The organism is Streptomyces sp. NPDC051555 (assembly GCF_044454405.1).
Taxonomy (GTDB): Bacteria; Actinomycetota; Actinomycetes; order Streptomycetales; family Streptomycetaceae; genus Streptomyces.
The window spans coordinates 120,464-145,674 of sequence record NZ_JBITDP010000004.1 but is presented as its reverse complement, the minus strand read 5'-3'; the positions used below and the strand labels follow the sequence as shown (position 1 = coordinate 145,674).

Below are 25,211 nucleotides of genomic sequence, written 5' to 3'. Positions count from 1 at the left end.
CCGCCCCCCCGGCCCGCCCCCCCCGCGGGGGGCGGCCCCCCCCCGCGCCCCCCGCGCCCCCCCCCCCCCCCCCGGCGAGGCTGGATCGGGCCGGAGAGGGCACGCCCGGCGCCCCGCAGGGGGGGTCAGCCTCGCGCCCCCGGCCAGTTCGGCTTGCGCTTCTCGTTGAACGCCGCCACGCCCTCGGCCCGGTCCGCGGAGAAGGCCACGCCCCACCAGGCCGCGTCCTCGACGTCCAGGCCCGCCGCCAGGTCGAGCCCGTGCCCCAGCCGCAGCGCCCGCTTGGCCGCCCGCAGCCCCACCGGGGAGTTCGCCGCCATCCGCCCGGCCAGCTCCAGGGCCGCCGCACGGTCGGTGCCCGCCGGGACCACCGATTCGACCAGGCCCAGCGCCAGCGCCTCCGCAGCCTCCACCCGTCGCGCGGTGAAGATCAGCTCCGCGGCCCGCGCCGCCCCGACCCGCCGCGGCAGCAGCTGCGTACCGCCGCCGCCCGGGATCACGCCCACCGACACCTCCGGCAGGCCCACCACCGCGGTGGTGTCGGCCACGATCACGTCGCAGGACAGGGCCAGCTCGAAGCCGCCGCCGAGGGCGAAGCCGTGGACCGCCGCGATCGTCGGCATCGGGAGGGCGAGCACGCCCCCGTACGCGCCGCGCGAGGCGGGCCGCCGGGCCGCCAGCTCGGCATCGGTCAGGGAATTGCGCTCCTTGAGGTCCGCGCCCACGCAGAAGGCCCGCTCGTGCGTGGAGGTCAGGACCGTCACCCGCACCCCGGCGTCGGCGGCCAGCGCCTCGCACGCGGCGCCCAGCGAGCGCGCCAGCGCGTCGGAGACGGCGTTCATGGCCTTGGGCCGGTCCAGGACCAGCTCCGCCACCGCGCCGCCCTCGCCGTGGCGCCGCACCGCGACGAACTCCCCGAACCGGACCTCAGCCTCGTCGCCAGTGCCCACAGCGCCCACACCCTCCTGGTTAACGAACGTTACCCAGGGATCTTAGGTGTCCGCCGCGTCAGCAACCAGGGCTCCACGACCCCCAGTCCGCGCACCGGCCGCTGCCACATCGGCTGGAGCGCGAAGCGGTACGTCACCCCGTCCGCGTCGGGGCCCGCCTGCGCCCGCTCCTCGGCCGCCTTCTTCTCCGAGACCGGCGACGCCCCGGTGCGGCCCAGCTCCTCGGCCATCGCCCCGTCCACGAGCACCGCGTCCTTCGGCGCTATCGAGGTCAGTCGCGAGGCCAGGTTCACGGTGGTACCGAAGACGTCGCCCATCCGGGTCGTCACCGTGCCGAAGGCGATGCCCACCCGCAGCTCGGGCATCTGCGGGTCCTCCTCCATCGTCTCGATCAGGCGCAGCGCGATCTCCGCCGCCGTCCCCGCGTCGTCGGCGCAGTACAGCACCTCGTCGCCCAGGGTCTTGATCAGCCGGCCGCCGTGCGCGGCCACCAGGTCCGCCGCCGTGGTCTCGAAGGCCTCGACCAGCTCGCCCAGCTCCTCCTCCTCCAGGCGCCGGGTCAGCCGGGTGAAGCCCACCAGGTCCGCGAAGCCCACCGCGAGCCGCCGGTCGACCATCTCCTCGTCGTCGGCGACCTGCACCACCCGCCCGGTGGCCGCCGCCAGCTGGCGGCGCCACACGTAGACGAGGAATTCCTCCAGCTCCGGCAGGAGCAGCTCCACCAGCGGGTACGTGACCTCCGTACGGGTCATCCCCGGCTCCGGCGGCTCCGTCAGCCCCTCCAGGAACGAGTCGATCTGCCACTCGGCGAGGCGCGCCGTGGTCTGCCCGGTGGAGCGCGCCACCTGCACCGCCATCGGCTCGCTGAGCAGCCCGGCCTCCACCAGGCCGGCCAGCCGGCGCAGGGCCAGCACGTCCGCCTCGGTGAGCGCCTTGGCCTGCCCGATGTCCGCGAAGCCCATGGCGCGCCAGAAGCGCGACGCCAGCTCCATCGAGACGCCCGCGCTGCGGGCCGCCTGGAAGGGCGTGTACCGGCGCTCGGCGCCCAGGATGAGCTGCTCCAGCCGGATGGCGAGCGGATCCGCCGTCGGCTGGACGGTGTGGTCGACCTCGTGGTGGGGAGTGTGCTGGTCACGCCCGATCGGGGTGCCCGGACCGCTCACGGGTCCGCCGCCCGGGGAGCCGGACGCGCTGGACGTCGGGTCGTCGACGGTCAAGAGCCGCCTCCTGTCCATTCCGTGCGCACTGCCCTGCCGAACCGGTTGATCACCGGGAGCACCGGGATCGCCTAAACCATACGGCAGGTGTGCCGTAGCTCACTCCCCACTCCACCAGCTGTTCATCGCCGGTCCGCGGCCGGTGGACCGGCTAGTGGATCGACCGCAGGTGTACGACGTCCCCCGCGCCCACCGCTTCGTGCGCGTCGTCCGCCGTCCGGATCACCAGCCGCCCGTCCGCGTCCACCGCTTCGGCCGTTCCGGTCAGCTGCCGCCCGCCGGGCAGCTCCGCCCGCACGTGCCTGCCCAGCGTCGCGCAGCCCGCCGCGTACGTCTCCTGCAGACCGCTGGTCGCCGGGTCGCCGCCGGCCGCCCGCCAGCGCTCGTACCACTGCTCCAGGGAGCGCAGTACGGACTTCAGGAGCGGGTCGCGGTCGGTGACGGTGGCCTTGGCGAGCAGCAGCGAACCGGCCGTGGGCACGGGCAGTTCGTCCTCGGTCAGCGAGACGTTCAGTCCGATCCCGACGACCACCCCGTCGCCGGTGCGCTCGGCGAGGATGCCGCCGGCCTTGCGCTCCTCGCCGTCCACGGTGACCAGCAGGTCGTTGGGCCATTTGAGGGCGGTGTCCACCCCGGCCGCCCGGGACAGTCCGGTCGCGGTGGCCACCCCGGCGAGCAGGGTCAGCCACCCCCAGCGCTCCATCGGCACGTCCGGCCCGGGCCTGAGCAGGACCGAGAAGAACAGCCCGGAGCGCGCGGGGGCCGTCCAGCTCCGGTCGAGGCGCCCGCGCCCGGCGGTCTGCTCCTCGGCGACCAGTACGGCCCCTTCCGGGAGCCGCGCGGCCCGAGCGGCGAGGTCGGTATTGGTGGAGCCGGTGGATCCGGTCACCTCGACCGAGGTCCACAGTCCACCCGGGACCACGAGGGCCCGCTGGAGCGCGGCGGCGGACAGCGGCGGCCGGCTCAGGCTGGACCAGCGGTCGGCGGCGGCTCCGGATGAGGCATCTGATGGCGTCATGCAACCCACAGTAGGTGTGGCAAACGCCGCACTGCCGAGCGCCATGCCCGCCGATACGCTACGCACCAGTAGCCAGCAGCAGTCAATCAATTGACCATGGCAGTTGACCTTCCAGGGAGCCGCGACCCCGATGTCTCAACCCTCAGAGCCGATCGACATCCACACCACCGCGGGCAAGCTCGCGGACCTGCAGCGCCGCATCGACGAGGCGACCCATGCCGGATCCGCGCTCGCCGTGGAGAAGCAGCACGCCAAGGGCAAGCTGACGGCTCGTGAGCGGGTGGCGCTACTGCTGGACGAGGGGTCGTTCGTCGAGCTGGACGGCTTCGCCCGGCACCGCTCGACCAACTTCGGTCTGGAGAAGACCAAGCCCTACGGCGACGGCGTGGTGACCGGCTACGGCACGGTCGACGGGCGCCCGGTGGCCGTGTTCTCACAGGACTTCACCGTCTTCGGCGGGGCCCTCGGCGAGGTCTACGGGCAGAAGATCATGAAGGTCATGGACTTCGCGCTGAAGACCGGCTGCCCGCTGGTCGGCATCAACGACTCCGGCGGCGCCCGGATCCAGGAGGGCGTCAGCGCGCTCGGCATGTACGGCGAGATCTTCCGCCGCAACGTGCACGCCTCCGGCGTGATCCCGCAGATCAGCCTGGTCGTCGGACCCTGCGCGGGCGGCGCCGTGTACTCCCCGGCGATCACCGACTTCACGGTGATGGTCGACAAGACCTCGCACATGTTCATCACCGGCCCGGACGTCATCAAGACGGTCACCGGCGAGGACGTCGGCTTCGAGGAGCTGGGCGGCGCCCGCACGCACAACAGCGTCTCGGGCGTGGCCCACCACCTGGCCGGGGACGAGAAGGACGCGATCGAGTACGTGAAGTCGCTCCTCGCGTACCTGCCGTCGAACAACCTCTCGGAGCCCCCCGCCTTCCCCGAGGAGGCGGACACCGAGGTCTCGGCCACGGACCTCGAACTGGACACCCTGATCCCGGACAGCGCCAACCAGCCGTACGACATGCACACCGTGATCGAGCACGTCCTGGACGAGGGCGAGTTCCTGGAGACCCAGGGGCTGTTCGCGCCGAACATCCTGACCGGCTTCGGCCGGGTCGAGGGCCACCCGGTGGGCATCGTCGCGAACCAGCCGATGCAGTTCGCGGGCTGCCTGGACATCGACGCGAGCGAGAAGGCCGCCCGCTTCGTGCGGACCTGCGACGCCTTCAACGTGCCGGTGCTGACGTTCGTCGACGTACCGGGCTTCCTGCCGGGCACGGACCAGGAGTACAACGGAATCATCCGGCGCGGCGCGAAGCTGATCTACGCGTACGCCGAGGCCACCGTCCCGCTCATCACCGTGATCACCCGCAAGGCCTTCGGCGGCGCCTACGACGTCATGGGCTCCAAGCACCTCGGCGCCGACCTGAACCTGGCCTGGCCGACCGCGCAGATCGCCGTCATGGGCGCGCAGGGCGCGGTGAACATCCTGCACCGGCGGACGATCGCGGCCGCCAAGGACGAGGCGGAGGCCGAGGCCACCCGGGCCGCGCTGATCGCCGACTACGAGGACACCCTGCTCAACCCGTACACGGCCGCCGAGCGCGGTTACATCGACGCGGTGACCATGCCGTCCGAGACCCGGGCGCACATCGTGAAGGGGCTGCGGCAGCTGCGCACCAAGCGCGAGTCGCTGCCGCCGAAGAAGCACGGCAACATTCCCCTGTAGGACCCCGGACCGGACCCTGGAGGTCTCTGTGGTGATCAAGGTGGTCAAGGGCAACCCGACCCCCGAGGAGCTGGCCGCCGCACTGGCGGTGGTCCAAGCGCGCGCGGCGGCGCTGGCAGCGGCGGTGCCGGGCGCTCCTCCGGTCGAGGACGAGTGGGCGGCCCCCTCGCGGGTGGCCCGGCGGCGGCTGCCGCAGCCGGGGCCGCGAGCGTGGGGGCGTACGTACTGGCCGTCCTGAGCCGGCGCCCGGGCGCGCGCCCGGGCCGAAGATGACGTGAACGGACGGTGGCGCCTGAGTACCCGTACTCAGGCGCCACCGGCGTACCCGGAGCACGATCGGGTCATGCTCTGGTCCGATCCGAAGAACGAGCCGCCGAAGGACATGCGCGAGGCGCAGTCGATGATCCGCCGGATGAGCGTGGTCCTGGCGCTGGCGATGGTGGTGGTCGTCTACGTCCTCGGCGTGCACGGCCTGCGCTGAGGCCGCCTGCGCCGGGCCCCCCGGGGCTCCTACGATGGCCCCCATGACCGCCACGCCCGCGCAGCCGCGCGCCCTCGTCCTCGCCTCCGCCTCGCCCGCCCGACTGAACCTGCTGCGCCAGGCCGGCCTCGCCCCGCACGTGATCGTCAGCGGGGTGGACGAGGACGCCCTGGAGGCGGACTCGCCGGCCGAGCTGGCGCTCGTCCTGGCCGAGGCGAAGGCCGCCGTGGTGGCGGCGCTGCCCGAGGCCGCGGGGGCGCTGGTGATCGGCTGCGACTCCGTGCTGGAGCTGGACGGGGAGGCGCTGGGCAAGCCCGCCGACGCCGAGGAGGCCGTGGCCCGCTGGAAGGCGATGCGCGGCCGCAGCGGCGTCCTGCGCACCGGGCACTGCCTGATCGACACCGCGAACGGGGCTCAGGTCTCCGCCACCGCGTCCACGACGGTCCGCTTCGGCGAGCCGACGGACGCGGAGGTCGCGGCGTACGTGGCGAGCGGCGAGCCGCTGCACGTGGCCGGGGCGTTCACCCTCGACGGCCGCTCGGCACCCTTCGTCGACGGCATCGACGGGGACCCGGGCAACGTGATCGGGCTGTCGCTGCCGCTGCTGCGCTCGCTGCTGGGCGAACTGGACGTGTCCATCACGGACTTGTGGACGTGATCTGCATCTCCCCGCTGACCTTGGCGTAGAGCGTCAGGGTCAGCACCAGCAGGCAGAAGATCAGCATCGTGGCCGCGAAGGCGCCCCAGCCGACCAGTGCGGCGGCGAGGGCGCCGAGCACGATGTGGGTGACGGCCGTGACGACGAACAGCACCCGGGCGAAGCGGCCCGGGGGCCGGTCGCGGACCGCGGTGACGGCCAGGAACACCGCCGCCGCCAGCAGGAAGATCCCGATGCCCGCGCCCAGGGCGTAGGTGACCGTCGACATGACGTCAGGATCCATGCCCGCTATCGACATGGCCTGGTTGTGCGTGGTCGCGCCCAGCACGATGTGGACGACCACCAGCACCGCCGCTTCCACCACAAGAACGATCGCGGCCACCGAGGCCACGAGTCTGCGCAGCACGGCGCCCCCACCCGATCCGCATGCGTCCACAAAAGCGTTCGACTCCTGGAGGCTACTAACGGGTAAACCTCCGGACAAGGGGTCGGGGCCGCTTCGTTACGGGCAAAGAAAGCGGGGCCCGTTGGTAGGGAGTCCACAAAGAAACCCTGCGACCCGCTGACCCCAAACGCAGAGACCTTCGACACACGGCACGGCTAGGGTGCAGTCGGGGATCCCGCTGACCTGGGGCGCCACAAGGGGTGTCGACACTCGAGGGAGCCTCGAATAACGCTCCGTGTGGGCAAGCTCACCTCTGGGGACGGGTCGAAAGGCCGTGTCGGCTGTCCCTAAACTCAGCTTGTTTCAAGGAGGGAGCCATCGTGCGCAAGGTGCTCATCGCCAACCGTGGCGAAATCGCTGTCCGCGTTGCCCGGGCCTGCCGGGATGCCGGGATCGCTAGCGTGTCCGTGTACGCCGATCCGGACCGGGACGCTCTGCACGTCCGCGCGGCCGACGAAGCTTTCGCGCTGGGCGGTGACACCCCGGCCGCCAGCTATCTGGACATCGCGAAGGTCCTTCAGGCGGCTGCCGATTCCGGAGCCGACGCCATCCATCCCGGATACGGCTTCCTGTCGGAGAACGCCGAATTCGCGCAGGCCGTCATCGACGCGGGCCTGATCTGGATCGGCCCGCCCCCGCAGGCCATCCGTGACCTCGGCGACAAGGTCGCCGCCCGACACATCGCGCTGCGCGCCGGGGCCCCCCTCGTCGCCGGCACCCCCGACCCGGTCTCCGGGCCCGACGAGGTCGTCGCCTTCGCCACCGAGCACGGGCTGCCGATCGCGATCAAGGCCGCCTTCGGCGGTGGCGGTCGCGGCCTCAAGGTCGCCCGCACCCTCGAAGAGATCCCGGAGCTCTACGACTCCGCGGTCCGCGAGGCCGTCGCCGCCTTCGGCCGCGGCGAGTGCTTCGTCGAGCAGTACCTCGACAAGCCCCGCCACGTAGAGACCCAGTGCCTGGCCGACTCCCACGGCAACGTGGTCGTCGTCTCCACCCGTGACTGCTCGCTCCAGCGCCGCCACCAGAAGCTGGTCGAGGAAGCCCCCGCCCCGTTCCTGAGCGAGGCGCAGAACGCGGAGCTGTACGCCGCGTCCAAGGCGATCCTCAAGGAGGCCGGCTACGTCGGCGCCGGCACGGTCGAGTTCCTGGTCTCCGCCGACGGCCTGATCTCCTTCCTGGAGGTCAACACCCGCCTCCAGGTCGAGCACCCGGTCACCGAAGAGGTCGCCGGCATCGACCTGGTCCGCGAGATGTTCCGGATCGCCGACGGCGAGGAACTCGGTTACGGCGACCCGGTCCTGCGCGGGCACTCCTTCGAGTTCCGCATCAACGGCGAGGACCCGGGCCGCGGCTTCCTGCCCGCCCCCGGCACCGTCACCCGCTTCGCCCCGCCGTCGGGCCCCGGCGTCCGCCTCGACGCGGGCGTCGAGTCCGGCAGCGTCATCGGGCCCGCCTGGGACTCGCTCCTGGCCAAGCTGATCGTCACCGGCGCCACCCGCCAGCAGGCCCTGCAGCGCGCCGCCCGCGCGCTCGCGGAGTTCGAGATCGAGGGCATGGCCACCGCCGTTCCCTTCCACCGCGCGGTCGTCGTCGACCCCGCGTTCGCGCCCTCCGACGGCAACCCGTTCACGGTCCACACCCGGTGGATCGAGACCGAGTTCGTCAACGAGATCCCCGCCTTCGTGGTCCCCGCGGTCGACGAGGAGCCGGACGAGCCGGGCCGCGAGACCGTCGTGGTCGAGGTCGGCGGCAAGCGCCTGGAGGTCTCGCTGCCCTCCAGCCTGGGCATGACCCTGGCCCGCACCGCGGCCGCCGGGGGCGCCAAGCCCAAGCGGCGCGCCGCGAAGAAGTCCGGCCCGGCCGCGTCCGGCGACACCCTGGCGTCCCCGATGCAGGGAACCATCGTCAAGGTCGCCGTCGAGGAGGGCCAGCAGGTCAACGAGGGCGACCTGATCGTCGTCCTGGAGGCCATGAAGATGGAGCAGCCGCTCAACGCGCACCGCTCCGGCACCGTCGTCGGCCTGTCCGCCGAGGTCGGCGGCTCGGTCACCTCGGGCGCCACGATCTGCGAGATCAAGGACTGAGGTCGTCGGGGCGGCGGCGACCGCTGCCCGTACCGCACCTCATCCAACAGAACAGCACAGAACAGCACAGAACAGCAGCACCGCACCGCACCGCACCGCACCGCACCGACGGGGCCGGATCACTCCGGCCCCGTCGGGGTTGCTCCACGTTCATGCGCCCTAGCGGCGGCGCATGTCCGCGACCCTGGCGCGCTCCCCCGCCTGCTGCTCCAGCATCCCCGAGGGGGCGCTGCGCAGTTGTGCGGTGGGGCCGCCACGGCGTTGTACGGGCAGTGGGGAGTCGCGGCGCGGACGCCGGCCCTGCATGCCGTCGGTGGCCGCCGGGGTGGTGGCCCCCGCGATGGTGATCTGGACGCCCTGGTCGGCCATCGCCTGGAGCTCGGTGGCGGCCCGGTCGTCGTGCGACTGCGGCTCGTCCGTCACGAGTCGGGTGATGACGTCCGTGGGCACCGTCTGGAACATGGTGTCCGTGCCGAGCTTGGTGTGGTCGGCCAGGACCACCACCTCGGCGGCCGCCTGCACCAGCGCCCGGTCCACGCTCGCGGAGAGCATGTTGGACGTGGACAGCCCGCGTTCGGCCGTCAGACCGCTCCCGGACAGGAACGCCCGGGAGACGCGCAGCCCTTGCAGGGACTGCTCCGCCCCGCTGCCGACCAGGGCGTAGTTGGACCCGCGCAGGGTCCCGCCGGTCATGACGACCTCGACCCGGTTGGCGTGCGCCAACGCCTGGGCGACGAGCAGCGAGTTGGTGACGACGGTCAGACCCGGCACCCGGGCGAGCCGACGGGCCAGCTCCTGGGTGGTGGTGCCCGCGCCGACGACGATGGCCTCGCCTTCTTCGACGAGACCCGCCGCGACATCGGCAATGGCGGTCTTCTCCGCCGTCGCGAGATGGGACTTTTGCGGAAAGCCGGACTCCCGCGTGAAACCGCCCGGCAAAACCGCACCGCCGTGCCGGCGGTCGAGGAGTCCTTCTGCCTCCAGTGCCCGCACGTCCCGCCGTACGGTCACTTCGGAGGTCTGGACGACGCGGGCGAGCTCACGGAGCGATACCGCTCCGTTGGCGCGCACCATTTCGAGGATCAATTGACGACGTTCTGCAGCGAACACGAAACTGACAGTAACGCAACCAGTCCGTTCCTTTCAGGGCCCGACGCCGAAATGTAGAAGATGAGAACAGATCGGGCACTGGTGTGATATGCGCGCTTCCGGCGCAACCGGTCACCATCGGAAGCGCCGGAAGGGGTACGGCAATTACGCCTCGCCGGCCGCCTTGCGGGTGTGCAGCTGGCGGGCCACCTCGGCGATCGACCCCGACAGCGAGGGGTACACGGTGAACGCGTTTGCGATCTGCTCGACCGTCAGGTTGTTGTCGACGGCGATCGAGATGGGGTGGATCAGCTCGCTCGCGCGCGGGGCCACGACCACGCCGCCCACGACGATCCCGGTGCCGGGACGGCAGAAGAGCTTCACGAAACCGTCGCGGATGCCCTGCATCTTGGCGCGCGGGTTGCGCAGCAGCGGCAGCTTCACGCAGCGGGCGTCGATCTTGCCGGAGTCCACGTCGGCCTGCGTGTAGCCGACGGTGGCGATCTCGGGGTCGGTGAAGACGTTCGAGGACACCGTCTTGAGGTTCAGCGGGGTCACCGCGTCGCCGAGGAAGTGGTACATCGCGATCCGGCCCTGCATGGCCGCGACGGACGCCAGGGCGAAGATCCCGGTGACGTCACCGGCGGCGTACACGCCCGGGGAGGAGGTCCGCGAGACCTTGTCGGTCCAGATGTGCCCGGACTCGGTGAGCCGGACGCCGGACTCCTCCAGATTCATGTTCCCGGTGTTGGGGATCGCGCCGACCGCCATCAGGCAGTGCGTGCCGGTGATGACGCGGCCGTCGGACAGGGTGACCTCGACCCGGTCGCCGACCCGCTTGGCGGACTCGGCGCGCGAGCGGCCCACGACGTTCATGCCGCGGCGGCGGAACACGTCCTCCAGGACGGCCGCGGCGTCCGGGTCCTCGCCCGGCAGCACGCGGTCGCGGGAGGAGACGAGGGTGACCCGGGAGCCGAGGGCCTGGTAGGCGCCGGCGAACTCGGCGCCGGTGACGCCGGAGCCGACCACGATCAGTTCCTCGGGGAGCTCCTCCAGGTCGTAGACCTGGGTCCAGTTCAGGATCCGCTCGCCGTCGGGCATGGCGTCCGGGATCTCGCGCGGGTGCCCGCCGGTGGCGATCAGGACGGCGTCGGCGGTCAGGATCGTCTCCGTGCCGTCCGCGGCCGTCACGATGACGTCACGGGTGCCGTCGATGCCCTGGGGGCCGCCGAGCTTGCCGCGGCCGCGCAGCACGCGGGCGCCCGCCCGGGTGACGGAGGCCGTGATGTCGTGCGACTGGGCCAGCGCGAGGCGCTTGACGCGTCGGTTGACCTTGCCGAGGTCCACGCCGACCACCCGGGCCGCCTGTTCCAGCGGCGGGGTGTCGTCGGCGACGACGATGCCCAGCTCCTCGTAGGACGAGTCGAAGGTCGTCATCACCTCGGCGGTGGCGATCAGGGTCTTGGAGGGCACGCAGTCGGTGAGGACCGAGGCCCCGCCCAGACCGTCGCAGTCCACGACGGTCACCTCCGCGCCGAGCTGGGCGCCTACCAGGGCCGCCTCGTATCCGCCGGGGCCGCCGCCGATGATCACGATCCGGGTCACGAAAAGTCCGCCTCACGTCTACCCGGCCGGCTGCCCCCCGGCCGGGGTTCCGGGGGTCTCCCCGGGGGATGCATTCCGTGCCCCATTGTCCCGCACGCATCAAGGTGCTTCGCGCCCGGTCCCGCCATCCGGGCACGCGTCCATCGCCGTACCTCCCGTACCCTCGACCTCATGTCGCTCTACGCCGCGTACGCCGGCAACCTCGACCCGCGGCTGATGACGCGCCGCGCTCCGCATTCCCCGCTGCGCGGAACGGGGTGGCTGAACGACTGGCGGCTGACGTTCGGCGGGGAACAGATGGGCTGGGAAGGCGCGCTCGCCACGATCGTGGAAGCGCCCCGCCACCAGGTCTTCGTCGCCCTGTACGACGTCGCGCCGCTGGACGAGGAGTCCATGGACCGCTGGGAAGGTGTCGGGCTCGACATCTACCGCAGGATGCGGGTGCGCGTGCACACGCTGGACGGCGAGGAGGCCGCCTGGGTGTACGTGCTGAACGGCTACGAGGGCGGGCTGCCCTCGGCGCGCTACCTCGGGGAGCTGGCGGACGCCGCCGAATCCGCGGGCGCGCCGCACGACTACGTGATGGAACTGCGCAAGCGGCCCTGCTGACCCGGTCGGGTCCGGCGCGCCGCGCCGGACCCCCGCCAGGCCCCCCACCGGCCCCCTCACCGCGCCGCGCCGGGCCCGCGCCGGGCCCCGCCGGGACATTTGGTCGGAAACGACAAGGCAACGATCCGAACACCGTGAGCTGTGCCATCTACGCGCGTAGGGGCAGAGCGGTTACGCTCGTCCGCGTGAACGCATCTGTTACCGATCCCCATGCCGCCGCCGACGCCGCGGCCGCGCGTCTGCGTGAGCTGACCGGCGCCGAAACCCACGACGTCGCCCTCGTCATGGGCTCCGGCTGGGCGCCTGCCGCCGAAGCGCTCGGCGCTCCCGAGGCCGAATTCCCGGTCACCGAACTCCCGGGCTTCCCCCCGCCCGCCGTCGAAGGCCACGGCGGCAAGATCCGCTCGTACAAGATCGGCGACAAGCGCGCGCTGCTCTTCCTCGGCCGGACCCACTACTACGAGGGCCGCGGCGTCGCCGCCGTCGCGCACGGCGTCCGTACCGCCGTCGCCGCCGGCTGCAAGACGATCGTCCTCACCAACGGCTGTGGCGGCCTGCGCGCGGGCATGCGCCCCGGCCAGCCGGTCCTCATCAGCGACCACCTCAACCTGACGGCCACCTCGCCCATCATCGGCGCGAACTTCGTGGACCTGACCGACCTGTACTCGCCGCGCCTGCGCGCGATGTGCAAGGAGATCGACCCGTCGCTGGAAGAGGGCGTCTACGTCCAGTTCCCCGGCCCGCACTACGAGACCCCGGCCGAGATCAACATGATCCGTGTCATGGGCGCGGACCTGGTCGGCATGTCCACCGTGCTGGAGGCCATCGCGGCCCGTGAGGCCGGCGCGGAGGTCCTGGGCATCTCCCTGGTCACCAACCTGGCGGCGGGCCTGTCGGGCGAGCCGCTCAACCACGAAGAGGTCCTGCAGGCCGGCCGCGACTCGGCCGCCCGCATGGGTCAGCTGCTCACCCAGGTCCTCGCCCGGATCTGAGCCATCCGGGCCGGCGGTACGCGAGGTTACGAGAGGTAAGGCGGAAGCAGTGCAGGAACAGGACGACCTGATCGGCCGGGCGCAGGCCTGGCTCGCGGAGGACCCGGACCCGGAGACCGCCGAGGAGCTGGCCGGGCTCATCGAGAAGCGGGATCTGGACGAGCTGGCGGACCGGTTCTCCGGCCTGCTCCAGTTCGGCACGGCCGGGCTCCGCGGCGAGCTGGGCGCGGGCCCGATGCGGATGAACCGCAACGTGGTCATCCGCGCCGCGGCGGGCCTCGCGGCCTACCTGAAGGCCCAGGGACACGCGGGCGGCCTGGTGGTCGTCGGCTACGACGCGCGCTACAAGTCGGCGGACTTCGCGCGGGACACCGCTGCCGTGATGACCGGTGCCGGTCTGCGCGCGGCCGTCCTGCCCCGACCGCTGCCGACGCCGGTCCTGGCGTACGCCATAAGGCACCTGGGCGCCGTCGCCGGTGTCGAGGTGACCGCGAGCCACAACCCTCCCCGGGACAACGGCTACAAGGTCTACCTCGGCGACGGCTCCCAGATCGTGTCCCCGGCGGACGTGGAGATCGCGGCCCGGATCGACGCGATCGGCGCGCTGGCCGACGTACCGCGTCCGGACAGCGGCTGGCAGGACCTCGGTGACGAGGTCCTGGAGGCCTACCTGGCGCGTACGGACGCGGTCCTGACCCCGGGGTCGCCGCGGACCGTGCGGACCGTCTACACGGCCATGCACGGTGTCGGCAAGGACGTCGTCCTGGCGGCCTTCGCCCGGCACGGCTTCCCGGCGCCGGTGCTCGTCGCCGAGCAGGCGGAGCCGGACCCGGCCTTCCCGACGGTGGCCTTCCCCAACCCGGAGGAGCCGGGGGCGATGGACCTGTCCTTCGCCACGGCCGCCCGGGCGAACCCGGACATCGTGATCGCGAACGACCCGGACGCGGACCGCTGCGCCGTGGCCGTCCCGGACGACGCCTCGGCGTCGGGCTGGCGGATGCTGCGCGGCGACGAGGTCGGCGCCCTGCTGGCGGCGCACCTGGTGGCCAAGGGCGCACGCGGCACCTTCGCGGAATCGATCGTCTCGTCCTCGCTCCTGGGCCGGATCGCCGAGGCCGCGGGCCTGCCCTACGAGGAGACCCTCACGGGCTTCAAGTGGATCGCCCGGGTCGAGGGCCTGCGCTACGGGTACGAGGAAGCGCTCGGCTACTGCGTGGACCCCGAGGGCGTCCGCGACAAGGACGGCGTGACCGCCGCCCTGCTGGTGGCCGAGCTGGCCTCCGTGCTCAAGGAGCAGGGCCGCACCCTGACCGACCTGCTGGACGACCTGGCGATGGCCCACGGCCTGCACGCCACCGACCAGTTGTCGGTCCGGGTCGAGGACCTGTCGGTCATCGCCTCGGCGATGGCGGCGCTGCGCGCGAACCCGCCGGTCTCGCTGGCGGGCCTGCGCGTGGTCTCGGCGGAGGACCTGAACGAGGGCACGGCGTCGCTGCCGCCCACCGACGGCCTGCGCTACCACCTGGACGGCGCCTACAAGGCCCGCGTGATCGTCCGCCCCTCCGGCACCGAGCCCAAGCTCAAGTGCTACCTGGAGGTCGTCGTCCCGGTCGCGGACGCCCCGGACCTGACCCCGGCCCGCACCCGCGGCCAGCAGGTCCTGGACGCGATCAAGAAGGACCTGGCGCAGGCGGCGGGCATTTAGCCCGCCCCTCCCACGACGGCCCCCGGAGCTGGAGCTCCGGGGGCCGTCGGCGTACCGGGCTCCTCATCCCTGCGCACTCCCCCGGCGCGGCGCCCGGCCCACGGCATCGAGGTACTGCGCGGCTGCCCGGAGCAGCGCACAGGACATGTACTGGTCGATGTACGTCAGCACGGGGTCGAGCAGGGCCCACGAGTGATCGCCCGGGTGACCGGCGAAGTGCGTGCACGCCTCGGCGCGCCCCGCGTCCCCGCCGGTGGCCGCGCCACAGTTCCTGAGCACCTCGACGGCGGCCGGCGGCTCACCACTGCGCCACGAGGTCCACACGGCACTGTCCCCCTCGTCCATGTCGAGCACGAGGTCGCGGTGGCACCCGCGGTGGGGCCCCAGGGTGCACCGGAGCGTCGGGGCGATCAGTTCGAGGGCGTCCCGCCCCTCGCCGGCGATCTGCACCGCACCGAGGGCGAGCCCCAAAGGCAGCTCACCGGTCGCCCCACAGACCTCGCGCATCGCTCCCCCGTCCGACCCGATCCCACGCTGGACCGCATCCCCGTACCCGTCCATCAGGCCTCCCGTGCTCCGGACCTCCGATGAACCCAGCCTGCTCTCCACTTGAGGACGTATCTGCCCATGTACCAGGACGGTTGGGCCGTTCCGCGCTATGTTCCGAAGAACGCCCAGATGTCCCGTGGAGGGCCCTTGAACACGGCCTTGAGCTCAGCTATGTCCGACTCCGGCATGAGGCCGCACCAATTGGCCGATCGGGTGGGGGTGTCCGGGAAGACGGTCACCCGTTGGTTAGCGGATCCCGCACTGGTGCCGCATGCTCGAAACCGTGCGGATGTGGCGCGGGTGTTGGGAGTTGAAGAGCGCATGATCTGGCCCGAGGCAGTGACCAGCCGTGTGAAGGTCGGGCAGGACAGGGAACTTGTCCACTCGTATCCCTACCGTTCCGCGTGCCCTTCCACGACGTGGGCGGACCTGGTCGCCCGCACGACCACCGACATGCTGCTGTCGGGGTACACGAACTACTTCTTCTGGACCACCATCCCCGACTTCGCCGGGATCATTCGCAAGAAGATCAGCAGCGGCTGCCGGGTCCGCTTCCTCCTCGGCGACCCGGACGGGCAGGTCACCCGCCAGCGCGAGGCCGTCGAGGGCGCGGCCCTGACCGTCTCCACCCGCATCCGCATGACGCTGGAACAACTGGACCGGCTCGGCCCCTCGGAGGGCCTGGACGTTCGGTTCAGCGCGCCGGAGGACGCCCCGAACCACGTCGGCCTCAGCGTGTTCCGCTTCGACTCGGACGCCCTCGTCACGCCCCACCTCGCCCGGGTGATCGGACACGACTCACCGATGTTCCACCTGCGCCGCCACGGCGAGGAAGGCATGTTCGACCGCTTCGCCGCCCACGCGGAGGAACTGTGGAGCCGAGGGCGCGACATCAGGGAGGGCGGCGACGGTGGGCAGGCGTGATTACGAGGACGAGGTCCGGCAGGAGTTCTCGCTCTGCCTGCTCGCCCGTCCCACCGGGGGCGCGCTCCGGGCGTCCGACGAGCCGTTCGAGGTGGCGTGGTGCGCACCGGACGCCATCGACGCCCTCCCGATGGTGGCCGGCTTACGCAAGCGGATCGACGACTGGAGGTCGGGGCGGGGCCCCGTGGTCCGCTGACTCCGTGCACCCGCAGGATCATTAGGGTTCCCGCATGACCACACGGGACGACCTGCTCATCGATCTGATCAACCGCACGGAGATGGAGGGCGAGGGCCCGCGGATCACCGTCGTGGCGCAAGGTGTGGTGATAACGGGTCGGATCGCGGCCCACCGGCGCTGGGCCACCGAGCTCGCCGGGCGGCTCGATGACGGGGAGCTGCCCGACGCGCGGTTCGCCGAGGACTTCGCCCGGGAGGCCGGGGAGACGCCCGAGTACCCGCCGGCCTTCCTGCACCTGCGGGGCTGCCAGCTCATCTCCGGCGCCAGCAGCCTGCCCGCCGCGCTGGGCGAGTCCTTCCGGGTCCCCCTGGCCGCGATCAGCGCGTGGAGCGTGCGCTGAGGGGGCGGCCGAAGGCCCTCAGGCCCCCGGCGCGGGGCTCGGGGTGCTGCCGCTCGGGCTGCCGCTCGGCCTGACCACGTCGCCCAGGGTCGGGATCGACTCCGGGCGGGCGCGGACCGCGTCCGTGCACTCCCAGGTCCGCGGCGGGTCCGCGTCCGGGCCGCCCAGGACCACCGGGCCCGAGCCCAGGCCCGTCGCCTCGCTGCCGGCCAGCGTGCAGACGATCTGGGACAGGGCGATCGGGGTCAGGTCCTCCGGTTTGCGGCTCAGCCGCAGCGTGCCCTTGGGGTCGCCGGGCCGCGGCGGACCGGCCGAGAGGTTCTGCGGCACGCCGGTGCTGAACCCCGCGTCCGCCTCCTGCCCCGACGGCGGCCGCTCCAGCGCCTCCAGCAGCGCCTGGGCGACCAGGGCCAGCGGGTCGCGCGCCGTGCTCTTCTCCGGCAGTGGCACCACCCGTTCCACGCCCACCAGCTGCGATCCGCAGAGCAGTTGCACAGTGGCCCGGAACCCCTGCGGGTCCGCGCCCGGCTGGGCGGGCGTATCGCAGGACACCCGCGAGGGCGCCGCCCCGACGTCGACCGGGACCGTCGTGGCCCGGATGCCGCAGCCGACCGTACCGGCCAACAATCCCGCGGCGGCCGCGCCGAAGAGCAGCCCGTTGCGCATCCGCCTCATGCGGTTCATCCGGCCCATCTGGTTCGTCCGGCTCGGCCGGCTCGTCTGGTTCACCCGGCTCGTTCGGCCCACCCGGCTCATCCGCCCGCCCCGCCGCCCAGGTCCACCGGCAGCTTCAGCGTGAACACCGCACCGCCGCCGTCCCCGTTGGCGGCGGTGATCTCACCGCCCTGGATGTGGGCGTTCTCCACCGCGATGGACAGGCCCAGCCCGCTGCCGTCCGATCGCGGCCGGGAGGCGCTCGCCTTGTAGAAGCGGTCGAAGACGTGCGGCAGCACCTCCTCGGGGATCCCGGGCCCGTTGTCCTTGACCTCGATGACCAGCCAGGACACGCCCTCGGCGTCCTCCGCGGGATCGGAGACCCGCACCGAGACCCGCACCGGCGAGCCGCCGTGCTTGAGGGCGTTGCCGATCAGGTTCGCGAGGATCACGTCGAGGCGGCGCGGGTCGAGGCGCGCCACGATGCCGCGCTCCGCGTCCAGTTCCACCGCGTCCAGCCAGGCCCGCGCGTCGATGCAGGCCGTGACCTGGTCGGCGACGTCGACGTCGTCGAGCACCAACCGGGCCGTTCCCGCGTCGAAGCGGGTGACCTCCATGAGGTTCTCGACCAGCTCGTTGAGCCGGCGGGTCTCGCTCACGACCAGCCCGACCGCCGGTGCGATCATCGGATCGAGCGTGTCGGCTTCCTCTTCGAGGATCTCGGCCACCGCCGTCAACGCCGTCAGCGGGGTGCGCAGTTCGTGGGACATGTCGGCGACGAAGCGCCGGCTCGACTCCTCCCGCGCGCTCATGTCGGCGACCTTCTTCTCCAGCGCCTCGGCCGTCTTGTTGAAGGTGTGCGACAGGTCGGCCAGTTCGTCCGTCCCGGACACCTCCAGCCGCGTGTCCAGCTCCCCCTCGCCGAGCTTGCGCGCCGCGTCCCCGAGCCGCTGCACGGGCTTGAGCACGGTACGGGCCGCCGCCTGCGCGAGCAGCGCCGAGCCCAGCAGGGCGAGCCCGGTCGCGATGCACAGCGACCAGGCGAGTGCGTTCAGGTCGTCCCGCTCCTGGGCGAGCGACTTGTACATGTAACCGGTCGGCCCGCCGCCCACGATCCGCGTCCCGCCGACCAGGTACGGGTTGCCGCGCGGCTTCGTGCGCTGCCAGTACATGTGGTACTCGGCGCTGTTGGCCGAGGTGGTCTTCTGCCGGTCGTCGACGGCCTGCTGGAGGGACTTGGGTACGTCGTCCAGCCCGAAGGAGTCGGTGCCCGCGGTCCCGAAGATCTTGCGCCCGTCCTTGCCCTCGCGCACCAGCAGCACGCTGTAGCCGGGGCTGCTGCCCGCCATCAACTCGGCGGTGCGCTGCAGCTCCTCCTGCGAGGGGTCGGCGGGCAGCGCCGCCGCCCGGTTCTGCATCTCCTGCCGGAAGTCGCCGAGCGCCGCGTCCTGGGTACGCGTGAGGACCGCCTCGCGGTTGAGCCAGTACGCGATCCCCGAAGCCGAGACCGCCGCCGTCAGCGCGACCAGCGCGAAGACCAGGAGCAGCCGCAGGCGCAGGCTCGTCCAGCGCCGTCGCGCGAGCAGCGACTCCGCCGCCGCACGGATCACTGCGGGGAGTCCAGGCGGTAGCCGACGCCGCGCACGGTACGGATGAGCGTCGGGGAGGAGGGGATCTCCTCCACCTTGGCGCGCAGCCGCTGGACGCACGCGTCGACCAGGCGCGAGTCGCCGAGGTAGTCGTGCTCCCAGACCAGCCGCAGCAGCTGCTGGCGCGAGAGCGCCTGACCGGGCCGCCGGCTCAGCTCCAGCAGCAGGCGCAGCTCGGTCGGCGTGAGCTGGAGGTCCTCGCCGTTCTTGGTCACGGTCATGGCGGCGCGGTCGATCACCAGCGAGCCGAAGACCGCCGAATCGGTGGCCTCGCGCTCGCCGCGGCGCAGCACGGCCCGGATCCGGGCGTCGAGCACCCGGCCCTGGACGGGTTTGACGACGTAGTCGTCGGCCCCCGACTCCAGGCCGACGACGACATCGATGTCGTCGTTGCGCGCGGTCAGCAGGATGATCGGCAGCTGGTCGGTGCGCCGGATCCGGCGGCACACCTCGAAACCGTCGATCCCGGGCAGCATCACATCCAGCACGATCAGATCCGGCCGCTGCTCTCGCAGCAGTTTCAGGCCGTCCTCACCCGTCGCCGCAGTGGCCACACGGTGGCCCTGGCGTGACAGGGAGAGTTCGAGGGCCGTGCGGATGGCGTCGTCGTCCTCGATCAGCAACAGGAAAGGCACGGGCTCATTCTGTCCCATCGACCGTCGGGCGTACGACCGTCGTGCGGCGAACTCCTGCAAGGAGCTCCGTCCACAGGTGCCTGTGACAGGCCTGTGACAGTCGAAGGACACCCCGGTTATCTCACCGGGGCAGGCTTCTACCAACGCACAGGACGAAGAACCGAAGCAGACACACTCCACGACGGGGGGCGCGAGATGAACACGCTGTACGGCACCACGACCAGCGCGGTTGTCACGCGGCTGCACGATGTGAACCGACGGGCGGGTGTCCGTCCGGTCACCGTCGCCCGACAGCGGCCGGCGCACACGGTAGCCATCGACGCACAGACCTACACCGCCCCCTCCGTGGCCCCCGCGGCCGCACCCGAGCCGTCCCTTTCAGCGGAAGCCGAGTTCACGGCGTACGTCGAAGCCCGCCGGGCCTCGCTCTACGCGACCGCCTTCCACCTCACCGGTGACCGCCACGAGGCGGAGGACCTGCTCCAGAGCGCGCTCTTCTCCACCTACCGCGCCTGGGACCGGATCAGCGACAAGGCGGCCGTCGGCGGCTACCTGCGCCGCACCATGACCAACCTGCACATCAGCGCCTGGCGCCGCCGGAAGCTGAACGAGTACCCGACCGAGGAACTGCCGGAGACGGCCTCCGACACGGACGCGATGCGCGGCACGGAGCTGCGCGCGGTCCTGTGGCAGGCCCTGACCCGGCTCCCGGAGCCGCAGCGCACGATGCTGGTGCTGCGCTACTACGAGGGCCGCACGGACCCGGAGATCGCCGAGATCCTGGACATCAGCGTCGGCACGGTCAAGTCGAGCATCTGGCGCTCCCTGCGCCGCCTGCGCGAGGACCAGGCCCTGAGCTTCGGCGCCGACGAGGCGGAGTCCTTCGAGGAGCTGGTGGCGTAACGCCACGGAGACCATACGGCCGGGGGGACCGTCCTACGGGGGTGGGACGGCGGCCATGGAGGGGGGACGAGCGGGATCAGGCGGCCGGGGGTCCGCGTGATCCCGCTCGTTTTTGTGCTCGGGCCGCTAGGTCAGGCCGCGGCCGTGGGGCGCGTCGTGCGGTGGCGCCCGGCCGCGGCGGCGGCCAGTCGACCGAGGGCCTCGTCACGGGCACAGGCGTGCGCGCCCAGTGCGGTGTGCCGCGCGACGATCCCGCGCTCGGCCCGCATCAGCCGCCAGCCCCTGCGCAGCAGGAACGGCACCGACTTGCGGCCCTCCCGCAGATCGCGCGCGAGGCGCCGCCGGAACGTGGTGGAGGGCCGACCGCGCAGACAGATCGCATCGGCCAGCAGCCCCAGCTCCTGACACCGCGCCACGATGTCCGCGGCGAAGATGCCCTCCGCGATGAACAGCGGGGTGCGCGCTATGTCCAGGGCCTCGGCCCCGGTCCGTGAGCTGGTGGAGATGTCGTAGACCGGCACCTCGGTACGACCGCCCGCGCACAGCTCCGCGACGGCGGCGACCGCAGCGTCCGCGTCCCACGACAGCGGCGAGTCCCAGTCGATGTCGGAGCTGCCGTCGACCAGCGGCAGGCTGGGGTCGTCGCCCTCTTTGTAGAAGTCGTCGAGACGCAGCACGGGCAGCCCCGAGCGCGCGGCCAGCGAAGATTTTCCGGAGCCCGACGGACCGGTCAGCAGGACGACTCGGGTCGGGGAGGGGGAGGAGCAGCTCACGGAACACAATTGTGAACCATTAACCCGCGCAGGGGGTCCTCCCGGTGGCCGGTTGGTATCCAGGATCACACTTCAACTACGCTGCGTGCGCACGCGACTACGACCACAGACCCGACCTCAGGTGGACATCCATGGCACGTCACGCAGCCTCCTCGTCGGCCCTGCGCAACGCAGGGCTCACCCTCACGATGGCCGGTGCGGCCCTCGCCCTGGCCACCGGCGGGGCCCAGGCGGGTGAGCTGGACGTTCCGGCCGCGCTGGCCGGGGTCGCCAACCCGATCAAGAACCTCCAGGTCAACCCGCTGGCCAACACCGGTGTGGACCCGCTGAACAACGGCATCGCCACGAAGGTCGCGGACTTCCCTTCGGTCGGCACGAACATGGTCACCGACAGCGTGACCAAGGGGGCCAAGGTCGGCGAACTCCCCGCGGCGGCGGCCTCCTCGCTGCTCGGGCCGCTGCTGCCCGGCGCGGTGAAGTAGGCGCGAAGTCGCCCGCCCCGACGGGGACGCCCGCACACGGGACGCCCGGACACGGGAAGGCCCCGACAGCACGGGGGTCGCTGTCGGGGCCGGTTCGGGGGCCCGTACGGCCCCGGCGGGCCCCTGTGGGGGCTCGCGGGGCGTAGGAGGGGCGTCGCTGGGGCTAGTAGGCGGAGCCTGAAGCTCCCAGGGAGCCCGTGGGGTGCCAGACCGTCTTCGTCTCCAGGAACGCGGTCATCCGCTTCGTCCCCGGGTCGGCGGTCCAGTCGTCCGTGGACGACCGGCGCAGCACGCGCTTGAGGTTGTCCGCGGCCGCGATCTCCAGCTCCGTGGCCAGCGCCTCGTCGGCGCCGGCCAGGTCGATCGCGTTGACGTCCTGGTGCGAGGCCAGGTGCGGACCCATCTCGGCGGCCTTGCCGGACAGGATGTTGACCACTCCGCCGGGCAGGTCGGAGGTGGCCAGCACCTCGCCCAGGGAGAGGGCCGGCAGCGGGGCCTTCTCGCTCGCGATCACGACGACGGTGTTGCCCGTCGCGATCGCCGGGGCGATCACCGAGACCAGACCCAGGAAGGACGAGTCCTGCGGGGCGACGACGGTGACGACGCCCGTCGGCTCCGGGGTGGAGAGGTTGAAGAACGGCCCCGCGACCGGGTTCGCCCCGCCCACGAGCTGCGCGATCTTGTCGGTCCAGCCCGCGTACCAGACCCAGCGGTCGATGGCCGCGTCCACGACGGCGGCCGCCTTGGACTTGGACAGGCCCTCGGCCTCGCCGACCTCGCGGACGAACTGGTCCTTGCGGCCCTCCAGCATCTCGGCGACGCGGTAGAGGATCTGGCCCCGGTTGTAGGCGGTCGCGCCCGACCAGCCGCCGAACGCCTTGCGGGCGGCGACGACCGCGTCACGGGCGTCCTTGCGGGAGGACAGCGGAGCGTTGGCCAGCCACTTGCCCTTGCCCCCACCTGATGTTTTCGCGGACACCTCGTACACCCGGCCGCTCTCGGAGCGGGGGAACTTCCCCCCGACGTACAGCTTGTAGGTCTTGAAGACGCTCAGACGCGCCGACGACGACTCAGACATCGAGGTAACCCTCCAGGCCGTGACGGCCACCTTCGCGGCCGAAGCCCGACTCCTTGTAACCGCCGAAGGGCGAGGTCGGGTCGAACTTGTTGAACGTGTTGGCCCAGACGACACCCGCGCGGAGCTTGTTCGCGACCGCGAGGATGCGGGAGCCCTTCTCCGTCCAGATGCCGGCCGAGAGGCCGTACTGGCTGTTGTTCGCCTTGGCGACCGCCTCGTCCGGGGTACGGAACGACAGCACCGACAGCACCGGGCCGAAGACCTCGTCGCGGGCGATCGTGTGCGCCTGGGTGACGTTGGTGAACAGCGTCGGGGCGAACCAGTAACCGGCGGACGGCAGCTCGCAGGCCGGGGACCAGCGCTCGGCGCCCTCGGCCTCGCCGGTCTCGGCGAGCGCGGTGATCCGGGCCAGCTGCGCCGCCGAGTTGATCGCGCCGATGTCGGTGTTCTTGTCCAGCGGGTCGCCGAGGCGCAGCGTGGAGAGGCGGCGCTTGAGCGCGTCGAGCAGCTCGTCCTGGATCGACTCCTGCACCAGCAGGCGCGAGCCCGCGCAGCAGACCTGGCCCTGGTTGAAGAAGATGCCGGTGACGATGCCCTCGACGGCCTGGTCGATGGGGGCGTCGTCGAAGACGATGTTGGCGCCCTTGCCGCCCAGCTCCAGGGTGACCTTCTTGTCCGTACCGGCGATCTGGCGCGCGATGGCCTTGCCGACGGCGGTGGAGCCGGTGAAGGCGACCTTGTTGACGTCCGGGTGCTCGACGAGGGCCGCGCCCGCGTCGCCGTAACCGGTGAGGATGTTGACGACGCCCTTGGGCAGGCCCGCCTGGCGGCAGATGTCCGCGAAGAACAGGGCCGAGAGCGGGGTGGTCTCCGCCGGCTTCAGGACGACGGTGTTACCGGTCGCCAGCGCCGGGGCGATCTTCCACGCCAGCATGAGCAGGGGGAAGTTCCACGGGATGACCTGGCCGGCCACGCCGAGCGGGCGCGGGTTCGCGCCGTAGCCCGCGTGGTCGAGCTTGTCGGCCCAGCCCGCGTAGTAGAAGAAGTGCGCGGCGACCAGCGGGAGGTCCGCGTCGCGGGTCTCCTTGATCGGCTTGCCGTTGTCCAGGGTCTCCAGGACGGCCAGCTCGCGGCTGCGCTCCTGGATGATCCGGGCGATCCGGAAGAGGTACTTGGCGCGCTCCGAGCCGGGCAGCGCGGACCACTTCTCGAAGGCCTTGCGGGCGGCCTTCACGGCGCGGTCGACATCGGCGGCGCCCGCCTGGGCGACCTCGGCCAGCACTTCCTCGCTGCTCGGCGAGATGGTCTTGAAGACCTTGCCGTCGGCGGCGTCGGTGAACTCTCCGTCGATGAAGAGGCCGTAGGACGGCGCGATGTCGACGACCGAGCGGGACTCGGGAGCCGGTGCGTACTCGAAAAGGGATGCCATGGTGATCAGTCCACCGTCACGTAGTCGGGACCGGAGTAACGGCCGGTGCTCAGCTTCTGGCGCTGCATCAACAGGTCGTTGAGCAGGCTGGAGGCGCCGAAGCGGAACCAGTGGTTGTCCAGCCAGTCCTCGCCCACGGTCTCGTTGACCAGGACCAGGAACTTGAGCGCGTCCTTGGTCGTACGGATGCCGCCCGCGGGCTTCACGCCGATCTGCACGCCGGTCTGCGCGCGGAAGTCGCGTACGGCCTCCAGCATCAGCAGCGTGTTGGCGGGGGTGGCGTTCACGCCCACCTTGCCGGTGGAGGTCTTGATGAAGTCGGCGCCGGCCATCATGCCGATCCAGGAGGCGCGGCGGATGTTGTCGTACGTCGACAGCTCACCGGTCTCGAAGATGACCTTGAGGCGGGCGGCCGTCCCGTCGGGGCGGACGCAGGCTTCCTTGACGGCCTTGATCAGCTCGAAGGTGTCGAGGTAGCGGCCCGCGAGGAAGGCGCCACGGTCGATGACCATGTCGATCTCGTCCGCGCCCGCGGCGACGGCGTCACGGGTGTCCGCGAGCTTGACGGGCAGGGCGGCGCGGCCGGCGGGGAACGCCGTCGCCACGGAGGCCACCTTGATCCCGGTTCCGGCGAGCGCCTCGTGCGCGATCCCGGCCATGTCGGGATAGACGCAGATGGCGGCCGTGCGCGGGGCGGTCCGGTCGGTCGGGTCGGGGTTCGCGCCCTTGGCGCAGAGCGCCCGGACCTTGCCCGGGGTGTCCGCGCCTTCAAGCGTGGTCAGGTCGATCATCGAGATGGCCAGATCGATGGCGAACGCCTTGGCCGTCGTCTTGATCGAACGGGTACCGAGAGCTGCGGCGCGCGCTTCCAGGCCGACGGCGTCGACGCCGGGCAGCCCGTGCAGGAAGCGGCGCAGCGCGCTGTCGGACGTCGTCACGTCAGCGAATGCGGGGAGTGTGGTGGGCATGGTCACCAGA

General features: G+C 71.9%; 27 protein-coding genes. 13 read left to right on the top strand and 14 right to left on the bottom strand.

From position 1 onward, the window contains the following. Window positions 1–125: 125 nt before the first annotated feature. From ACIBEA_RS11780 to ACIBEA_RS11770, 3 genes are all read right to left on the bottom strand, one after another. Complete coding sequence (locus tag ACIBEA_RS11780) at window positions 126–950, bottom strand: enoyl-CoA hydratase/isomerase family protein (protein ID WP_399259674.1); 825 nt, start codon at window positions 948–950, stop codon at window positions 126–128. A gap of 29 nt (window positions 951–979) precedes the next feature. Continuing rightward, window positions 980–2,167, bottom strand: a complete 1,188-nt coding sequence (locus tag ACIBEA_RS11775; protein WP_399259673.1) for an adenylate/guanylate cyclase domain-containing protein — start codon at window positions 2,165–2,167, stop codon at window positions 980–982. 151 nt (window positions 2,168–2,318) lie between these two features. Next, on the bottom strand, window positions 2,319–3,185 hold the full coding sequence (locus ACIBEA_RS11770) for a biotin--[acetyl-CoA-carboxylase] ligase (RefSeq protein WP_399259672.1): 867 nt from the start codon (window positions 3,183–3,185) through the stop codon (window positions 2,319–2,321). Window positions 3,186–3,315: 130 nt separating this feature from the next. Here ACIBEA_RS11770 and ACIBEA_RS11765 point away from each other — a divergent pair, with 130 nt between their 5' ends. The 4 genes from ACIBEA_RS11765 (at window position 3,316) to ACIBEA_RS11750 (ending at window position 6,050) form a co-directional block, all read left to right on the top strand. Continuing rightward, window positions 3,316–4,911: an acyl-CoA carboxylase subunit beta gene (locus ACIBEA_RS11765; RefSeq protein ID WP_399259671.1), complete on the top strand. Its 1,596-nt coding sequence runs from the start codon at window positions 3,316–3,318 to the stop codon at window positions 4,909–4,911. A gap of 28 nt (window positions 4,912–4,939) precedes the next feature. Beyond that, window positions 4,940–5,149, top strand: a complete 210-nt coding sequence (locus ACIBEA_RS11760; RefSeq protein WP_399259670.1) for an acyl-CoA carboxylase epsilon subunit — start codon at window positions 4,940–4,942, stop codon at window positions 5,147–5,149. 105 nt (window positions 5,150–5,254) lie between these two features. After that, window positions 5,255–5,392: a morphogenic membrane protein MmpB gene (gene mmpB, locus ACIBEA_RS11755; RefSeq protein WP_354379760.1), complete on the top strand. Its 138-nt coding sequence runs from the start codon at window positions 5,255–5,257 to the stop codon at window positions 5,390–5,392. A gap of 34 nt (window positions 5,393–5,426) precedes the next feature. Further along, a complete protein-coding gene (locus tag ACIBEA_RS11750; RefSeq protein WP_399259669.1) occupies window positions 5,427–6,050 on the top strand; it encodes a Maf family protein in 624 nt (207 codons plus the stop codon). On the opposite strand, the gene ACIBEA_RS11745 is transcribed toward ACIBEA_RS11750, so the two are convergent. Further along, window positions 6,031–6,456 (bottom strand): hypothetical protein, encoded by a 426-nt coding sequence (locus ACIBEA_RS11745; protein WP_399259668.1) that lies wholly within the window; start codon window positions 6,454–6,456, stop codon window positions 6,031–6,033. The genes ACIBEA_RS11750 and ACIBEA_RS11745 overlap by 20 nt on opposite strands. 359 nt (window positions 6,457–6,815) lie before the next feature. On the opposite strand from ACIBEA_RS11745, the gene ACIBEA_RS11740 reads away from it, so the two are divergent. Next, complete coding sequence (locus ACIBEA_RS11740) at window positions 6,816–8,579, top strand: acetyl/propionyl/methylcrotonyl-CoA carboxylase subunit alpha (RefSeq protein WP_399259667.1); 1,764 nt, start codon at window positions 6,816–6,818, stop codon at window positions 8,577–8,579. Between the two features lie 159 nt (window positions 8,580–8,738). Here the strand turns inward: ACIBEA_RS11740 and ACIBEA_RS11735 are convergent, their stop codons facing one another. After that, window positions 8,739–9,689 (bottom strand): DeoR/GlpR family DNA-binding transcription regulator, encoded by a 951-nt coding sequence (locus ACIBEA_RS11735; protein ID WP_399259666.1) that lies wholly within the window; start codon window positions 9,687–9,689, stop codon window positions 8,739–8,741. A 144-nt stretch (window positions 9,690–9,833) separates the two neighbouring features. Continuing rightward, the gene (locus ACIBEA_RS11730) at window positions 9,834–11,273 is read right to left on the bottom strand and encodes an NAD(P)H-quinone dehydrogenase (RefSeq protein ID WP_351038327.1); all 1,440 of its coding nucleotides are present in this window, start codon (window positions 11,271–11,273) and stop codon (window positions 9,834–9,836) included. 171 nt (window positions 11,274–11,444) lie between these two features. Between ACIBEA_RS11730 and ACIBEA_RS11725 the strand changes: the two genes are divergently transcribed. The 3 genes from ACIBEA_RS11725 to ACIBEA_RS11715 all read left to right on the top strand — a co-directional run bounded on the left by ACIBEA_RS11725 (window position 11,445) and on the right by ACIBEA_RS11715 (window position 14,579). After that, the gene (locus ACIBEA_RS11725; RefSeq protein WP_283460507.1) at window positions 11,445–11,882 is read left to right on the top strand and encodes a gamma-glutamylcyclotransferase; all 438 of its coding nucleotides are present in this window, start codon (window positions 11,445–11,447) and stop codon (window positions 11,880–11,882) included. Window positions 11,883–12,067: 185 nt separating this feature from the next. Continuing rightward, window positions 12,068–12,874: a purine-nucleoside phosphorylase gene (locus ACIBEA_RS11720; RefSeq protein WP_399259665.1), complete on the top strand. Its 807-nt coding sequence runs from the start codon at window positions 12,068–12,070 to the stop codon at window positions 12,872–12,874. 49 nt (window positions 12,875–12,923) lie between these two features. After that, a complete protein-coding gene (locus tag ACIBEA_RS11715) occupies window positions 12,924–14,579 on the top strand; it encodes a phospho-sugar mutase (protein ID WP_399259664.1) in 1,656 nt (551 codons plus the stop codon). 63 nt (window positions 14,580–14,642) lie between these two features. Here ACIBEA_RS11715 and ACIBEA_RS11710 read toward each other — a convergent pair whose 3' ends face one another. After that, window positions 14,643–15,140, bottom strand: a complete 498-nt coding sequence (locus tag ACIBEA_RS11710; protein WP_399259663.1) for a hypothetical protein — start codon at window positions 15,138–15,140, stop codon at window positions 14,643–14,645. 327 nt (window positions 15,141–15,467) lie between these two features. On the opposite strand from ACIBEA_RS11710, the gene ACIBEA_RS11705 reads away from it, so the two are divergent. From ACIBEA_RS11705 to ACIBEA_RS11695, 3 genes are read left to right on the top strand one after another with little or no spacing between them, the layout of a single operon-like run. After that, window positions 15,468–16,052 carry an XRE family transcriptional regulator gene (locus ACIBEA_RS11705; protein ID WP_399259662.1) on the top strand — a complete coding sequence of 195 codons (585 nt, stop codon included), beginning with the start codon at window positions 15,468–15,470 and terminating at the stop codon, window positions 16,050–16,052. Beyond that, window positions 16,039–16,248, top strand: coding sequence for a hypothetical protein (locus tag ACIBEA_RS11700; protein ID WP_399259661.1), 210 nt, complete (start codon window positions 16,039–16,041; stop codon window positions 16,246–16,248). The genes ACIBEA_RS11705 and ACIBEA_RS11700 overlap by 14 nt, the downstream gene beginning before the upstream one ends. Window positions 16,249–16,282: 34 nt before the next feature. Further along, window positions 16,283–16,630: a hypothetical protein gene (locus ACIBEA_RS11695; protein WP_399259660.1), complete on the top strand. Its 348-nt coding sequence runs from the start codon at window positions 16,283–16,285 to the stop codon at window positions 16,628–16,630. A gap of 18 nt (window positions 16,631–16,648) precedes the next feature. Here ACIBEA_RS11695 and ACIBEA_RS11690 read toward each other — a convergent pair whose 3' ends face one another. The 3 genes from ACIBEA_RS11690 to afsQ1 all read right to left on the bottom strand — a co-directional run bounded on the left by ACIBEA_RS11690 (window position 16,649) and on the right by afsQ1 (window position 19,568). Beyond that, a complete protein-coding gene (locus tag ACIBEA_RS11690; RefSeq protein ID WP_399259659.1) occupies window positions 16,649–17,314 on the bottom strand; it encodes a hypothetical protein in 666 nt (221 codons plus the stop codon). 68 nt (window positions 17,315–17,382) lie between these two features. Further along, window positions 17,383–18,894 carry a sensor histidine kinase gene (locus ACIBEA_RS11685; RefSeq protein WP_399259658.1) on the bottom strand — a complete coding sequence of 504 codons (1,512 nt, stop codon included), beginning with the start codon at window positions 18,892–18,894 and terminating at the stop codon, window positions 17,383–17,385. Next, window positions 18,891–19,568, bottom strand: coding sequence for a two-component system response regulator AfsQ1 (gene afsQ1, locus ACIBEA_RS11680; protein WP_283460500.1), 678 nt, complete (start codon window positions 19,566–19,568; stop codon window positions 18,891–18,893). Before afsQ1 ends, ACIBEA_RS11685 begins: the two co-directional genes overlap by 4 nt. 195 nt (window positions 19,569–19,763) lie before the next feature. On the opposite strand from afsQ1, the gene ACIBEA_RS11675 reads away from it, so the two are divergent. After that, window positions 19,764–20,471 carry a SigE family RNA polymerase sigma factor gene (locus ACIBEA_RS11675; protein ID WP_399259657.1) on the top strand — a complete coding sequence of 236 codons (708 nt, stop codon included), beginning with the start codon at window positions 19,764–19,766 and terminating at the stop codon, window positions 20,469–20,471. A 131-nt stretch (window positions 20,472–20,602) separates the two neighbouring features. On the opposite strand, the gene ACIBEA_RS11670 is transcribed toward ACIBEA_RS11675, so the two are convergent. Further along, the gene (locus ACIBEA_RS11670) at window positions 20,603–21,310 is read right to left on the bottom strand and encodes a uridine kinase (protein WP_399260129.1); all 708 of its coding nucleotides are present in this window, start codon (window positions 21,308–21,310) and stop codon (window positions 20,603–20,605) included. A gap of 65 nt (window positions 21,311–21,375) precedes the next feature. Between ACIBEA_RS11670 and ACIBEA_RS11665 the strand changes: the two genes are divergently transcribed. Next, entirely contained in the window at window positions 21,376–21,726 is a 351-nt protein-coding gene (locus ACIBEA_RS11665; RefSeq protein WP_399259656.1) for a hypothetical protein, read from the top strand. Between the two features lie 163 nt (window positions 21,727–21,889). On the opposite strand, the gene ACIBEA_RS11660 is transcribed toward ACIBEA_RS11665, so the two are convergent. Genes ACIBEA_RS11660 through deoC form a run of 3 tightly spaced genes read right to left on the bottom strand, consistent with a single transcriptional unit; the run spans window position 21,890 to window position 25,201 of the window. After that, window positions 21,890–22,804, bottom strand: coding sequence for an aldehyde dehydrogenase family protein (locus ACIBEA_RS11660; protein ID WP_399259655.1), 915 nt, complete (start codon window positions 22,802–22,804; stop codon window positions 21,890–21,892). Beyond that, window positions 22,797–24,233, bottom strand: a complete 1,437-nt coding sequence (locus ACIBEA_RS11655) for an aldehyde dehydrogenase family protein (protein ID WP_399259654.1) — start codon at window positions 24,231–24,233, stop codon at window positions 22,797–22,799. Before ACIBEA_RS11655 ends, ACIBEA_RS11660 begins: the two co-directional genes overlap by 8 nt. Window positions 24,234–24,238: 5 nt before the next feature. Continuing rightward, window positions 24,239–25,201 (bottom strand): deoxyribose-phosphate aldolase, encoded by a 963-nt coding sequence (gene deoC, locus ACIBEA_RS11650; RefSeq protein ID WP_399260127.1) that lies wholly within the window; start codon window positions 25,199–25,201, stop codon window positions 24,239–24,241. Between the last annotated feature and the right edge of the window lie 10 nt (window positions 25,202–25,211).

Bases quoted from the DNA above. Each gene is read 5' to 3' on its own strand.
- ACIBEA_RS11765 (WP_399259671.1), top strand. From the start codon at position 3,316: ATGTCTCAACCCTCAGAGCCGATCGACATCCACACCACCGCGGGCAAG.
- deoC (WP_399260127.1), bottom strand. From the start codon at position 25,201: ATGCCCACCACACTCCCCGCATTCGCTGACGTGACGACGTCCGACAGC.
- ACIBEA_RS11660 (WP_399259655.1), bottom strand. From the start codon at position 22,804: ATGTCTGAGTCGTCGTCGGCGCGTCTGAGCGTCTTCAAGACCTACAAG.
- ACIBEA_RS11710 (WP_399259663.1), bottom strand. From the start codon at position 15,140: ATGGACGGGTACGGGGATGCGGTCCAGCGTGGGATCGGGTCGGACGGG.
- ACIBEA_RS11665 (WP_399259656.1), top strand. From the start codon at position 21,376: ATGGCACGTCACGCAGCCTCCTCGTCGGCCCTGCGCAACGCAGGGCTC.
- mmpB (WP_354379760.1), top strand. From the start codon at position 5,255: ATGCTCTGGTCCGATCCGAAGAACGAGCCGCCGAAGGACATGCGCGAG.
- ACIBEA_RS11750 (WP_399259669.1), top strand. From the start codon at position 5,427: ATGGCCCCCATGACCGCCACGCCCGCGCAGCCGCGCGCCCTCGTCCTC.
- ACIBEA_RS11725 (WP_283460507.1), top strand. From the start codon at position 11,445: ATGTCGCTCTACGCCGCGTACGCCGGCAACCTCGACCCGCGGCTGATG.
- ACIBEA_RS11695 (WP_399259660.1), top strand. From the start codon at position 16,283: ATGACCACACGGGACGACCTGCTCATCGATCTGATCAACCGCACGGAG.
- ACIBEA_RS11655 (WP_399259654.1), bottom strand. From the start codon at position 24,233: ATGGCATCCCTTTTCGAGTACGCACCGGCTCCCGAGTCCCGCTCGGTC.
- ACIBEA_RS11690 (WP_399259659.1), bottom strand. From the start codon at position 17,314: ATGAACCGCATGAGGCGGATGCGCAACGGGCTGCTCTTCGGCGCGGCC.
- ACIBEA_RS11770 (WP_399259672.1), bottom strand. From the start codon at position 3,185: ATGACGCCATCAGATGCCTCATCCGGAGCCGCCGCCGACCGCTGGTCC.
- ACIBEA_RS11675 (WP_399259657.1), top strand. From the start codon at position 19,764: ATGAACACGCTGTACGGCACCACGACCAGCGCGGTTGTCACGCGGCTG.